Raw genomic sequence first — 13881 nt, 5'->3', positions numbered from 1 at the left:
TATCTATGTTAAACTTCAGACATAAGGTGCCGGCTGTTGGCCGAATCATACGATAATGGTGGCCGGATGCCGCAGGAACGGTGTCCGGATATTTCAGGAATGCTTGGCCGGATGTTATAGGAACGAAGGTCTGAATTGACGAGAATAAGCATTAGAAAAGGAACCGTAAGAATTGAGGGCGACTAAGAATTCAAATTGGTTTAACCGCATCGAATACCCCCTATGCACACATGCTGCAACTGCACATAAGGTCTCACATCCCATGTCAACGCTGCCATCAGTCCGCTATGCGGCAGGAAGTCTTTTCACTGCCATCAACCCGCTTGACAGTTTGTTCTTGGTAAGCCCCATGTAGGCTTTGCTCAAACCAATGCCGCATAAACATCTCAAAGATTGCCAAATCACAACCAGAATATTTTGAAATCACCGTTTCTGGTCTTGCAGCTCTTAGGAGATGCATCATGCTCTGGGGCATCTAATTACCTACGTACCTGCCCTGGAGATCCGTTTTCGATAACAGGAGTACCCTTCTTCATGCCCCGCCCCGGTACAAGTTCCACCGCAATTATATATGAACGGTAATTCCTTTTCATCTTTCTACACCATAGTTCAAATTCTCTTCACAGGTATTTATAATATTCTTATTTAACATTTATTAATCAAATGATTCTAAACCATGTCTTTACTTGGCAATTCCGGTAAGGAATCACATTGAGTTCTGCCGCAGCGCCCCCTGCCTTGACCGGTGCCAGTTAAGCCGAAAAGAGACAGGGCAACTCGCACTGGCGAGTTACCCTATCCTCCTTTGCAACAAATGTATGCCATTTCATTCCTGCCATATTCTCTCTTTGCCGGCGGTCGCCGGCTTCCTTGACAAGAAATTGGCTGATGGCAAATTGAATCCAGCGGGCTGTTCATTGTCCTGCCTCAGCCAGCCTTTTTAGATCACTTTGTGAATATGATTTCTTTCTCAAGCCTTAGATTCGACATGAGGGTATGATTATCCTTCAGCGAATTTTCCGAAATCTCTTTTTGAAGTTGTCCAACCCTTCATTATGTTACACCCGTACTTGTTTTGCGTCAGCAATTCGGATAATGGTCCCTTTCGTTGCACTGGACAAGGGCAAAGGCAATGAGACTTTTCAAGAAATAACTGATTTTTTACTGTCGAATAGCAAAGATACAGAAAGGACACACATCTATGCTATGCTATCCCTGAAGGTGAAAAAATGATTTACCGGATTCTCTTGGTGGAAGATGATGATGAATTAATTGAGATTATCCACACCCTTGTCCCTGCCGGAGCTTTATGCCAAAGTGACGGCCTTGATTAAACGTGCCAAAGGCCTGGTACGAGATGACGTCATGACCGCGGGAAAAATCAAGTTAAACCCTTTCCGTTACACGGTTTTCGTGGATGATCAAGAAGTGTTGCTGACACCCACCCAATTCGACAGAATTAGGAAGATCCGGCTACCAGGATTCCCACAGTTCCGAATTCTTATCCTGTGGATGGCCCTTACGCCCTGCGTACCAAGAGAAAAGGGTAACTCCCATGCACGAGTTACCCTTTATCTACGGCCCTGAGCTTCTCTTAAAGTCACCTGTAGTTCGATGAAACTCCTGCCCCGCTGCACCACTACTTTGAGGTTGTCCCCTACTTTGTACCCGCTGATGATGTTCTTAAACTCTTTACTGCTGTTAATCTCTCTCCCCTCCACGCTCACAATCCGGTCGCCCGGTTGGAAGCCGGTGTCTTCATACAGTACACTAATCACGTACACGCCCAACCGGGGCACGCCGTACAGCATGGCTGCCCGCACGTCGGCAATATCAACCAGGGTCACCCCGACTTCCACCCGGCCCCTTACGTAGCCGTATTCCACCAGCTGCCAGGCAATGTCCTGGACGGTATTGGACGGAATAGCAAAGCCGATTCCCTCAATGCCCAGGCCGCTGGACTTGGCATTGACGATGCCGATGAGCTCACCCTTGCTGTTAAAAAGGCCTCCTCCCGAATTGCCCGGGTTAATGGCGGCTGAAGTCTGCAGCAAGTTCATGGTCTGGCCGTCGATGATGATATCCCGGTTGAGGGCGGAAATAATGCCTTCCGTGACCGTGCCCCCCAGTTCGCCTAAGGGGTTGCCGATGGCTACGGCCAGTTCACCCACCACCAACTTGTCCGAATCACCAAAAACCGCCGGCCTCAGCCCCGCGGCCTCCACCTTCAGTACCGCCAGATCCGTCTGTGGATCTTTACCGACCACTTTGGCTTCAAAGTTCCGCCCGTCATGGGTTGTCACGGAAATCCGCCGGGCCCCGTCGATGACATGATAGTTGGTGACAATGTAACCGTCCTGGGCAATAATGACCCCGCTGCCGGCCCCGCCGGAGATATACTGCCGCATGACCAGATCCGTCTTTACCGTTTCCGTGGTGATTTCCACCACCGACGGACCAGCCAGCTGGACAATTTCCGGAATGGATAGGGCACCTGTTTCATCCCGGGCCGCTGCCGTGGATACCCCTTGATAAGAGCTGCCGGGCCATGCTTCTTGCTGCACCGCCGGCACCGGCTGCCCCGACAGGGCAAGGTAGGCGCCGCCCCAACCGGCTAACCCGGATAAACAAGCGGTGATCAACACCACCGGCAGCAGGAACAGCTTGCTTGGCGTCGTTTTTTCGCTCATACTCCACCCTCCCCTGAGAACTAATTGCGCCGCATGCGCCCACGCCGTACATCGAACTCCCGCCGTTTTGCCTGTACCTTTTATTCTAAAAACCCCTGCCTGGATAATCAAGATATAATGTCGCCGCCAAAAGGATAGCAAAGCTTGGATTATTGAGATTATATGCATTATAATAATTATGACAATACAAGCAAATGATTGAAAGGAGTCAAATGCAATGGATGAGGTACTGGCATTCTTAACGGAGAACCGGGTATTCTATGTAGCAACCGTTGACGGGAGCCTGCCCAGGGTGCGGCCTTTCGGTTTTGTCATGAATTACGACGGCAAGCTGTGCTTCTGCACCAACAATCAAAAAGAAGTATACCGGCAGCTGCAAGTCAATCCCAATCTCGAAATCAGCGCCACCAGCGCAGACGGGACAAAGTGGCTGCGTTTAAGAGGCAAAGCCGTATTCATCACCAGCCGGGAAACGAAAAAAGCGGCCCTGGACCACATGCCTTCCCTGAGAAGCATGTACAGCGAAGACGACGACATTTTTGAAATTTTTTACGCCGACCAGGCAGAAGCCACCTTTGCCGACCTGACCGGGAACTCCCGCACGGTCAAACTTTAGTGGTAATGTGAACTATCACATATAAGGATGGGGCTAAATCGCGTCCCCTGAAATAATGAAAGGGTAATCCCCGCCGGCGGCGGGATTACCCTTTCTAAAACCCTTATTTGAAATAATCCGGGTGGAGCTGCATCAGGTAATTCTTGTCAAAGAGGACCCTGCTCAAGTGCCGCTCCACCACGGCGACGGCCTCATCTTTATTGCGGCTCTTGACGGCCTTTAAAATGGCTTCATGATCGTCAACGGTGCGCTGCATATCCATTTCGGCCAGGTTCAACAGCCGCACTCGATTGAAATGAGTCATTACCGACTGGATGAGACTGTAAGTCATTTCCTTATTGCAGGCGGCATACATCAACCGGTGGAACTCATTATCCAGGCTCATCAACCGCCGGTAATCATTGCGCTCCACGCAGGCCCGCTGCAGCTGCAGGTTGTCCTCCAGGGCAGCCAAGTCTTCTTCAGAACACATTTCACATGCCAGCTGCACAATGGCCTTTTCCACGGTGCACCGCAAAAAGCGCGCCTCTTCCACAATAGACAAATCGATCAGGGAAATAAAGGTACCTTTCTGCGGGTAAATCTCCACCACGCCGGTACGGGACAGCTCAATCAGCGCTTCCCGGACCGGGGTACGACTTACCCCGAGGCTCTGGGCCAATTCATTCTCGCTTACCAGCTGCCCGGGCTTCAGGGTGAGATTCTCGATATTATATCGCAGCACCCGGATCACGTATTCTCTTGTGGTTTCGTGTCTGGTTTTTGCTAAGATTTCCAACAATCACAAAACCCGCTTTCACTGTTTGATCAGCCGTACATAATTAAATATTAGCCTGCACGACGGTGAAAATCAATCAGCGGACATCTTGTCAATGGCTTCCCATAAGCCATAAAGATAGGTCACCCCAAGAGCCCGGTCATATAGGCCGTAACCGGGCCTGCCGGTTTCCCCCCAGATCATCCGGCCGTGGTCCGGCCTGATATAGCCTTTAAACCCGGCATCATAGAAAGCCTTAACGATAGCAAACATATCAAAAGAACCGCAGCAGGACAAGTGGGCTGATTCATAAAAGTCTTTATCGGATTCAAATTTCAGGTTCCGGATATGGGCGAAATGAATCCTGCCTTCCCCGGCAAACTCCCGGATCATGGCCGGCAGGTCATTGTCCCGGTTGGACCCCAGTGATCCTGTGCAAAGGGTGATTCCATTGTAAGGACTTGGGTTTAAGTCCAAAAACCGCCGGATATTGTCCCGGCCGGTGATAACCCTGGGTAAACCAAAGATGGGCCAGGGCGGGTCGTCGGGATGAATGGCTAGTTTTACATCATATTTCTCAGCCCAAGGTATGACTGCATCCAAAAAGTATTTAATATTACGCCAGTACTGGTCCTCGGAAACATCTTGATACTTGGCGATGGTGTCAGACATCAGTTTTAGCCGCTCCGGCTCCCAGCCCGGCAAGGCATAGCCGTTGGACTGCTTCCCTACAGACTCCGACAGTTTCCGAGGGTCAATCCGCATCACATAGTCATGCTTGTAAGCCATGGTATTGGACCCGTCGGGCAGGGGCCGGGCCAGTTCGCTCCTCACCCAGTCCAGCACGGGCATGAAATTGTAGCAAATGACTTTCACCCCGATCTGGGCCAGGTTTTTCATGGTTTGAATATATGCCTCTATATACCGGTCCCTCGAGGGCACGCCGAGTTTAATATCCTCGTGAATATTCACGCTCTCGATAACTTCCAATTCCAAGCTCTGCTCCGCCACTTGTTTTTGCAAAGCCTGCAGGCGATCCAACGGCCAGACTTCGCCGACAGGGATATCCATCAAACTGGTGACCACGCCGGAAATTCCCGGAATCTGCCTGATTTGTTCCAAAGTTATCTTATCAAATCCTACACCAAACCAGCGAAAAACTAATTTCAATCACATCACACTCCACTAGTCAAAAATGAGATTGGGCAACCACAGCACCAAATCCGGGAAGAAAACGACGATAGCGATGACGGCAATCACGGCCAGGTAGAAGGGGATGGCTTCTTTCACCACTTCTTCCGGCGGGCATTCCATAATGGACGACACGGTATACAGCGCGATACCCAGCGGAGGTGTCATAATGCCTAATGTCACCATCGGCATCATGATCAAACCGAAATGCACCGGGTCCACGCCCACTTTGGTCACCACCGGCAGCAAGATAGGAGTGAGCAGTAAGGCCACCACGGTGGTTTCCACAAACATGCCGGCGACAATCAAAAAGATAATGATGATAAACAAGAGCATGACCGGATTGGAAGTAACGCCAATGAGAAACTCCGCCAGGTGCTGCGGCACCCGGTCGTAGACTATCCCGTAGCCTATAATGCCCGAATAGGCTACGATAACCATGATGGCGCCGATGTCCATCACGCTGCTGCGCACCGCTTCCTTGAAATCCTTCCAAGTCATTTCCCGGTGGATGACAATCCCCACGAACATGGCATAAACGCAAGCGAAAGCACCGGCTTCCGACGGGGTAAACACGCCAAACCTGATTCCTACAATTAACAGGATAGGGAAAATCAAAGCCCAAAAACTCTCTTTTGCGGCCACCGCAATTTCCTTCAAGGAAGCAGGTTTCTCCCTGGCAGGCAGGTAACCCCTTCTACGGGAAGTGATCGATACAGTCACCATGAGGAAGATAGCCATCAGAATACCTGGAATGAAGCCCCCGGCAAACAAGCGGCCGATGGACACTTCCCCTACGGAACCATAAATAATCAGGCCCATACTCGGAGGAATAGTGGAAACGATGAGGGAAGACAAACCGTTTATGGCACCGCCGTAACCCCTGGCATAACCTTTCTTAATCATGTCAGGGCCGAGGATGCGGCACTCCATGGCGGCATCGGCATTGGAGGACCCTGACACCCCACCCATGAGGGTACTGAGCACACAGCTCACCTGGGCCAGGTTGCCGTACATGTGCCCGGTCAGGACGTCCGCCAGTTTCACCAGCCTTTTGGTAATCCCGGTATAGTTCATCAAGTTGCCGGCGAAGACGAACAGGGGAATGGCCAGTAAGGTAAATGATTGGGTGGAGGCCACCACCCGCTGCACCACAATGGAAAAGGGGATTTCCGGTGTCATGAGGAAATAGACCACACCGGAAACCCCGATGGCAAAGGCCACCGGCATACCGAACATCAACAAGAACAAAAAGATGATCAAAACAACCAGCATAGGCTTATTTCTCCTCAACGGTTTGGTTCTTGAAGAGCTTAGACATTCGCAGCACAATGGTAATCATCATACAGAAGGAACCTACGGGCACACTCATGGTTGCCCAGGAATAACTAATACGCAATGTTTGGAACAAACGCTTGGAGCTTTCTATCGCCAGGGGCACCCCATACCGGATAAGTGCCGCCAGGAACACCAGCATAACCAGATACCAGGCTAATTGGATCATTCTCCGCCCCCGGGGGGAGAACCGCTTCGTAATCATGTCCACCCGCACCAATCCGGTATTTCTGAGAGCCATATCGGCTCCCAGAAATACCGTCCAAGCAACGAGCAGCAAGGATACATCCGTGGCCCAGTTCAGCGGCCTGCCGATGGTGCGAAAAATAGCCGAAGCAAAGACCAGGAAGGTAATCGTGACCAGAAACACCTGCACCACCGTTTCTTCCAACTTGCACCAGGCGTTGTACAGTGCCTTCATAAAGATTGCCTCACCGCCTGCTTACTTTTTCCCAATCTCGGCGTAAATCTGATCCCGCAGCTCTTTCAATCCTAAGACTTCATAAGCTTGTTCAGCGGCCGCCTTAAAGGCATCCAAGTCTACCTCAACCACTTCCATGCCTGCTTCCACCATTTTTTGCTCGAATTCGTCGGCTACTTGTTCAATATACCTGGCGTTTTCCGCCGCCACGGCTTTAGTCTCTTCAATGAGCAGCTGCTGCAAGTCTTCAGGCAATGTTTGGAACCATTTCTCACCCACGATAATGCCGTTGACTAATTGGAAATGGGCAGTCTTATCGATATATTTCAGCACTTCATAGAGGTGAGAGGTATAGGAGGCTGTGTGCTGCCCCTCCGCCCCGTCGATGGCTTTTTGCTGCACGGCGGTGTAGACCTCGGTCCAGGGCATGGAGACAGGGGTAGCGCCCAGGGCCTTCACTGATTCAGACCAAACGGGAGCACCGGGAGTCCTGATCCTTTGTCCCTTTAAGTCTTCCGGTTTGGTAACGGGTTTATTGGTCAAAAAGTGCCTCGGGCCATCATACCAGTTGAAGGACAACACCCTGATGCCGTGTTCCTCCGCCAGTTCCTGCTCCCATTGCTTGAAAAGATCGCTTTCCGTGACTTTTAATACTTCATCGTAGTTGTCAGCGAAATAGGGAGCCAGAATAATACCCATTTCTTCCACGTAATTGCCCATCCGGCCGCCGTCAGTTAAAACGGCCACGTTAACTCCTTGAATAGCCTGTTCAATTACGTCTTCATCAGAACCGAGTTGGGCGCTGGGGAAAACTTCCATAACTAACCTGCCGCCGGATTTTTCCTTCAGCCTGGCGGCCAATTCCTTGAAACCTGTTACCATGGGATGGGTGTCAGCCAGCTGGGTAGACATTTTCAGTTCATAGACTTTACCGTCATCCGCTACTCCATTACCTGCGCCGCCATCCGGCGATGATGAGCCGCCGCCGCACCCGGCCAGCAATCCCACCGTCATCACCAGCACTACCAACAGCGACAAGACCTTTTTCATGCAATACCCTCCTCTTTTTTTCATAAGCTTGGCTTAATGTATATATTTATCAAGGGTCTGCCTCACGGCACCCTTGCCGGCCAACAGTTCCCGGAACATGCCCTCTACTTTGGCCGCCAGGCCGTATTGATACAAATCCACGCCGAAAATCCTCGCATCGGACAAGATGGGTTTCACGTAGCCGGTTAAATCCCCCTGATATCCTAAATGAAGTCCCCGGAGATAATCCTGCAGCACATCCAACATGGGATCAGGACTGGGGACAAAGGATTGTCCTTCATCATCCACTGCCAACAGGTACCTGAGCCAACCGGCGATGAACAAAGGTATATAGGTTAATCCGGAAATATCCTGACCGGCCTTCACATAGGCTTGCAAGGTTTGCCCAAAGCGCATGGGGATTTTCTGGGAAGTATCACAGGCAATGCGCTGGGGCGCATCCGGCAGGAAAGGATTGGGCAGCCGCTTGTCAATGACTTCCCGCAGGAAGTCCTCCGGCCTGATAATGCCCGGGTCCACCACCACCGGCAATCCTTCCCGGTAAGCCAGCCTCTCAATAAACAGCTTTAAATGCTCGTCCTTCATTTCTTCTGCCACGGAGGTGTACCCTAAGAGGCAGCCGTAAACAGCCAGGACCGTATGCAGGGGGTTGAGGCAGGTACCCACTTTCATCTTCTCCACCTTGTCCACCGTTTCCCTGTCGGTGAAGATGACGCCCGCCTGCTCCAAGGGCGGCCGCCCGTTGGGGAAAGCATCCTCGATGACCAGGTATTGGACCTCTTCCGCGTTTACATAAGAAGAAACAAAGGTATTCTTGCCGGTACAGGCTATTGCCGCACTTTCATACCCGTCTTGCTCCAGGACTTTTCTGACCTCCTCGGAAGGGCGGGGGGTGATTTTATCAATCATGGTCCAAGGAAAGGATACCAGATCCCGGTTGTCGAGATAATCCACAAAACCTGGATCCACCAGTCCCTGTTTGTGCCACTCTTGGGCAAAGGTTTTCACCGCCCGGTACAGCACGGTCCCGTTCTGGGAACAATTATCCAAGCTCACTAAAGCCAAGGGCAGCCGCCCGGCCTTATACCGCTTGTAACACAGGCGGGCGATCAAGCCCATCAGGCTCTTGGGCTCTTCAGCCGGGCTTTCAAATTCCCGCACTACCTGTGGATAATACCCACCGCGAGCATCAGTCAGAGAATAACCCTTTTCGGTAATGGTAAGAGTGACCAACTGCAGCGACGGAGCGGTGAATACTTCTTCCAAGAATGCCATATGGCCCCTCGCCGTCACGGCATGCACAATGCTGGCCACCACCTGCTTGTGAAGACTGCCGTCCGCCTTCAAAGTGACGGCCAAAGTCAGGTTATCGTACGGCCTGAAAGCTTTCTCAATAATCTCTTCATCATAAGCCTCACAGACGATAATGCCCTTGCTGCTTAACCCTTGCTCCAAGAGCTGCTGCTGCAGCACCGCCGGGAAAGCCCGGAAAATATTGCCGGCCCCGAAATGAAGCCAGGTGGGCTCGGCCAAGGTAGCCGCCCGCACTTGTTCCAAGGGGAAGGAAGGCAGCTCATAACCCTTGTCCAGCCAAGGCTGCCGGTTTTTTAAATCTTGCAAGTTAAGTTTCATCTTGCTCACCCGATTATTTTGGGCCTTGCCCTTTTCATTTGATCACTTACATGCTACCATATTAGTATACAAGTTGCAATATGTTTTTGTTCTCAATGGCACTAAACTGCTGGGTACTTAATCAGGGAAGTTCATTTCTTTCTAACCAAGGGAGGGAGCATTTTGATTAAGAAACTGCAGACCCTGCAAAGAATTATTGATGTGGGTGTAGTGGCAGTAGTGAGGGCGGAAAACACGGAAGTGGCGGAGAAGATTGCCAGGGCATGTCTTGAGGGCGGCATCCCGGCTATCGAGATCACTTTTACGGTGCCCCAGGCCGACAAGGTCATTGCCGCCCTGCGGGAACAGTTTTCCCCGGAGGAATTGATCCTGGGCGCCGGCACGGTACTGGACAGCGAGACGGCGCGGATTGCCATCTTGGCCGGAGCGGAGTTCATCGTGGGCCCGAATTTTGATCCGGCCGCCGCTAAACTGTGCAACCGGTACCAGATACCTTATATGGCGGGCTGCATGACGCCCACGGAGGCGCTGGCTGCCTTGGAAGCCGGGGCGGACATTATTAAGATTTTCCCGGGGAACCTATTCGGGCCGAAAATCGTGAAAGCTTTCAAAGGTCCCTTGCCTCAGGCGCCCTTGATGCCGACGGGCGGGGTGAGCTTGGACAACGTCCGGGAATGGATTACCAGCGGTTGTGTAGCGGTAGGAGTGGGCAGTGAGCTCACTGCCGGAGCGAAAACCGGGAATTTCGCCCTGGTCACGGAAACGGCCAAGCAATTTGTCGCCAAGGTAAGAGAAGCGAGAAATTTTTAGAGGAGGCGGTCATCCCATGGCAAGAGTAGTAACTTTCGGTGAAATCATGTTAAGGCTGTCCACACCCGGCCATCAACGGTTTGTGCAGGCCGACCGTTTTGACGCCTGCTACGGCGGCGGGGAGGCCAACGTGGCGGTGGCACTGGCCAACTTCGGGCTGGAAGCCGCTTTCGTCACTAAAGTGCCGGAACATGAAATCGGTCAATGTGCTGTCAATAGTTTGCGCCGGTACGGGGTGGATACCCGCTTCATCGCCCGCGGTGGCAGCCGCCTGGGTATTTACTTTCTGGAGACCGGGGCCGCCCAGCGCCCCTCGAAAGTGATTTACGACCGGGCCCATTCATCCATCGCGGAAGCTGAACCGGGTGATTTTAACTGGCGGGAAATCTTCGCCGGCGCCGGCTGGTTCCATTTCACCGGCATCACCCCGGCCCTCAGTGCCAAGAGCAGGACCATCATACTGGAAGCCTGTCAAGCCGCCAAAGAGATAGGACTGACGGTTTCGGCGGACCTCAATTACCGCCGGAAGCTCTGGACCCCGGAAGAGGCGAATGCCACCATGAGCATGCTCATGCCTTACGTGGACGTTTGCATCGGCAATGAAGAGGATGCGGAAAAAGTGTTCGGCATCAAAGCCAAGAACACAGATGTGCAGAAGGGCGAAATCAATCATGCCGCCTATGAGGATGTGGCCCGGCAGCTGAAAGAGCGCTTCGGTTTCAAATATGTGGCCGTCACCCTCAGGGAAAGCTTGTCCGCCTCCGACAACGGCTGGTCTGCCATGCTGTACGACGGGAGCACCGCTCACTTCTCCCGCCGGTACCAGATCCACCTGGTGGACCGGGTAGGGGGCGGGGATTCCTTTGCCGCCGGCCTTATATACGGCCTGGTCACCGGCATGGAGCCCGAAACCGCCCTGGAGTTTGCCGTGGCGGCCTCGGCTTTGAAACAAACGATTCCCGGCGACTTTAACCTGGTCTCGCAAAAGGAAGTGGAAGCCCTTATGAAGGGTGACGCCTCCGGGCGCGTGCAAAGATAGAATAAGCTTTCCATTAGCACCGTACGACACGGCGATAGTTCGCAAAAAGAAAAGGGGGTGTACCGTTGGCGCCGGCCTGTACACCCCTCCATTGTACCTGCGGCATGTTAAAGGGCCATGAAGTTCCCGCGACCCGGTCTACCACCTTACCGGAGCAGTTGCCTGGTTCTTTCGGCGATGGCTTCCGGATCGATGTTCAACCTGGCCACGCCGCTCTCCTGGGCGGCTTTGGCTACCGCCTTGGCCACCGCCGGGGCTACCCTTTCATCAAAAGGACTGGGGATGACATAATCCGGCCGCAAATCGGCCTCGGAAATGAGGCCGGCAATGGCGTATGCGGCGGCCAGCTTCATTTCGTCATTAATATCCCTGGCCCGGACATCCAAGGCACCGCGGAATATCCCCGGGAAAGCCAAGACGTTATTCACCTGATTAGGAAAATCAGAGCGCCCGGTGCAGATGACCCGGGCCCCGGCTTCCGCCGCATCCGCCGGCATAATTTCCGGTACCGGGTTGGCCATGGCCATGATAACGGGTTCTTTCATACCGGCCACCATTTCTTTGGTCACCATGTTGGGACCGGATACGCCCATAAACACATCGGCACCTTTGATGACATCCGCCAGAGTGCCTTGCTGCCGGTCCTTATTCGTCAGCTTCGCGATCTCTGCCTTAGCCGGGTTCATCCCTGCGTCCCGGCTTTCATAAATAGCCCCTTGGCGATCGCAAAGAATGATTTCCCCTACACCCATGGAAAGTAAGAGCTTGGTGATGGCAATTCCGGCAGCCCCTGCGCCGTTAATCACAATCTTAATATCGCCGAGCTTTTTGCCCACAATTTTCAGCGCATTGACCAAAGCGGCGGCAGCCACCACCGCCGTGCCGTGCTGGTCATCATGGAAGATGGGAATATCCAGCTCCGCTTTCAATCGCCTTTCTATTTCAAAACAATTGGGTGCGGCAATATCTTCTAAATTGATCCCGCCGAAAGTCGGCGCCAGCAGCTTCACCGTTTCCACGATCCGGTCCACATCGGTAGTGTCAAGGCAGATGGGAAAAGCGTCCACGCCGGCAAAATTCTTAAACAGCAAAGCCTTGCCTTCCATTACCGGATAGGCCGCTTCCGGCCCAATATTCCCGAGTCCCAACACGGCGGTGCCGTCGGTCACCACCGCTACCATGTTGCCTTTGGCAGTGTAGTCATAAACCAACTCTTTGTTCCGGTGAATCTCCTTACACGGCTCCGCGACTCCCGGCGTGTAGGCCAGGCTCAGGTCATCGACCGTGCTGAGAGGAACTTTGCTGACTACGGCGATTTTCCCCCGGTGCCTGGCATGCAGCTCCAGTGCCCTTTCCCTGACGGACATTAGACCACCCTCTTATTTTCTAAATTATTTGATAACACTTAATTGTCTAATTCTTTCCCGAGAACTGAAATACCTTTTTGCCGGGCCAACCCTTTGGTGATTTTTATGACCAAAATCCCAAGCCCATAAAAGAACCCGGTCACTTGTTTAATGAACCGGGCCAACCGCGCTTGATATTTGTCTAATCAATTTTGAATTTTCTGTCTCTTAATTACAGCCGGGGAGAACGGGTCCCGACGAATTCATGCTGCCAGTTCCGGCGCTGGATGTAGCTGCACAGGTCAAAATAATCGCAGAACTTGAGCGGGCTCAACTGTTCCAACAATCTGATAAACACCTTAGCCGTGAGAAGAGCATCTCCCAGGGCCGTGTGCCGGCCCACCGGTTCCAGCCCATACAGCTTCAGTAATCCGTCTAAGGACAAGTCCGGGTACCCGGGATGAACAGCCTTGGCCAGCCAGTAAGTGTCTAGAGCAGGAAGGCTTATGGCCTGGCAGCCCAACCTCTTCAGGGTGTGATTAAGGAAACATAAATCAAAATCCACCGAGTGACCTACCAGCACACAGGTCCCGGCAAAATCCAGGAAATCCTTGATGACTACGGCCGCTTCTTCACCTTGATCGGCTTGTGCCTGCGTAATGCCGGTCAGTTCCGTCACCACCTGGGGTACCGGCCGGTGCGGGTTAATAAAACGGTGAAAAGTCTCCTCCTGGATTTGGCCTTGTTCCAGGATCACTGCGCCAATGGATAGAAGCTCGTCACCTTTTTTCGGATAGAAACCGGTGGTTTCCGTATCAAAAACCACAAAACGGGTTTCTTCTAAGGGAACGCCGCGCAGTTGCCGCGGGCGCAGCAAGCTGATCCGCTGGTTGATTTCCTCTTCCCAGCCGCCGGCCGCGCAGGGCCTGTTCCATTTCACGTACCTGAGGCTCAACCACTGGGTAATCCTTTCCACCAGCCCACCTCCTTAAGC

Annotated in this window: 12 protein-coding genes; 3 read left to right on the top strand and 9 right to left on the bottom strand. The window is 52.6% G+C overall.

What is annotated here, in order from left to right; genetic code table 11:
• Nucleotides 1–1571 precede the first annotated feature (1571 nt).
• Nucleotides 1572–2858, bottom strand: coding sequence for a trypsin-like serine protease (locus GXX34_01190; GenBank protein HHW06141.1), 1287 nt, complete (start codon nucleotides 2856–2858; stop codon nucleotides 1572–1574).
• 49 nt (nucleotides 2859–2907) lie between these two features.
• Between GXX34_01190 and GXX34_01185 the strand changes: the two genes are divergently transcribed.
• Nucleotides 2908–3306, top strand: a complete 399-nt coding sequence (locus tag GXX34_01185; protein HHW06140.1) for a pyridoxamine 5-phosphate oxidase — start codon at nucleotides 2908–2910, stop codon at nucleotides 3304–3306.
• 103 nt (nucleotides 3307–3409) lie between these two features.
• On the opposite strand, the gene GXX34_01180 is transcribed toward GXX34_01185, so the two are convergent.
• The 6 genes from GXX34_01180 to GXX34_01155 all read right to left on the bottom strand — a co-directional run bounded on the left by GXX34_01180 (nucleotide 3410) and on the right by GXX34_01155 (nucleotide 9692).
• A complete protein-coding gene (locus tag GXX34_01180; protein ID HHW06139.1) occupies nucleotides 3410–4087 on the bottom strand; it encodes a GntR family transcriptional regulator in 678 nt (225 codons plus the stop codon).
• A 69-nt stretch (nucleotides 4088–4156) separates the two neighbouring features.
• Nucleotides 4157–5233, bottom strand: coding sequence for a mannonate dehydratase (gene uxuA, locus GXX34_01175; GenBank protein ID HHW06138.1), 1077 nt, complete (start codon nucleotides 5231–5233; stop codon nucleotides 4157–4159).
• A 15-nt stretch (nucleotides 5234–5248) separates the two neighbouring features.
• Nucleotides 5249–6529: a TRAP transporter large permease gene (locus tag GXX34_01170; protein ID HHW06137.1), complete on the bottom strand. Its 1281-nt coding sequence runs from the start codon at nucleotides 6527–6529 to the stop codon at nucleotides 5249–5251.
• A 4-nt stretch (nucleotides 6530–6533) separates the two neighbouring features.
• On the bottom strand, nucleotides 6534–7016 hold the full coding sequence (locus GXX34_01165; GenBank protein HHW06136.1) for a TRAP transporter small permease: 483 nt from the start codon (nucleotides 7014–7016) through the stop codon (nucleotides 6534–6536).
• 15 nt (nucleotides 7017–7031) lie between these two features.
• On the bottom strand, nucleotides 7032–8060 hold the full coding sequence (gene dctP / locus GXX34_01160; protein HHW06135.1) for a TRAP transporter substrate-binding protein DctP: 1029 nt from the start codon (nucleotides 8058–8060) through the stop codon (nucleotides 7032–7034).
• Between the two features lie 33 nt (nucleotides 8061–8093).
• A complete protein-coding gene (locus tag GXX34_01155; GenBank protein ID HHW06134.1) occupies nucleotides 8094–9692 on the bottom strand; it encodes a mannitol dehydrogenase family protein in 1599 nt (532 codons plus the stop codon).
• A 162-nt stretch (nucleotides 9693–9854) separates the two neighbouring features.
• On the opposite strand from GXX34_01155, the gene GXX34_01150 reads away from it, so the two are divergent.
• Both GXX34_01150 and GXX34_01145 read left to right on the top strand, forming a co-directional pair.
• Nucleotides 9855–10502 carry a bifunctional 2-keto-4-hydroxyglutarate aldolase/2-keto-3-deoxy-6-phosphogluconate aldolase gene (locus GXX34_01150; protein ID HHW06133.1) on the top strand — a complete coding sequence of 216 codons (648 nt, stop codon included), beginning with the start codon at nucleotides 9855–9857 and terminating at the stop codon, nucleotides 10500–10502.
• Between the two features lie 16 nt (nucleotides 10503–10518).
• Nucleotides 10519–11541 carry a sugar kinase gene (locus GXX34_01145; protein ID HHW06132.1) on the top strand — a complete coding sequence of 341 codons (1023 nt, stop codon included), beginning with the start codon at nucleotides 10519–10521 and terminating at the stop codon, nucleotides 11539–11541.
• Nucleotides 11542–11687: 146 nt separating this feature from the next.
• Here the strand turns inward: GXX34_01145 and GXX34_01140 are convergent, their stop codons facing one another.
• On the bottom strand, nucleotides 11688–12908 hold the full coding sequence (locus GXX34_01140; GenBank protein ID HHW06131.1) for an NAD-dependent malic enzyme: 1221 nt from the start codon (nucleotides 12906–12908) through the stop codon (nucleotides 11688–11690).
• Between the two features lie 211 nt (nucleotides 12909–13119).
• The gene (locus GXX34_01135) at nucleotides 13120–13863 is read right to left on the bottom strand and encodes a 3'-5' exonuclease (protein HHW06130.1); all 744 of its coding nucleotides are present in this window, start codon (nucleotides 13861–13863) and stop codon (nucleotides 13120–13122) included.
• Between the last annotated feature and the right edge of the window lie 18 nt (nucleotides 13864–13881).

The organism is Clostridia bacterium (assembly GCA_012840125.1).
GTDB lineage: Bacteria > Bacillota > DULZ01 > DULZ01 > DULZ01 > DULZ01.
Note: the sequence above shows the minus strand (reverse complement) of the source record. Positions and strands in the feature narration are given on the sequence as shown.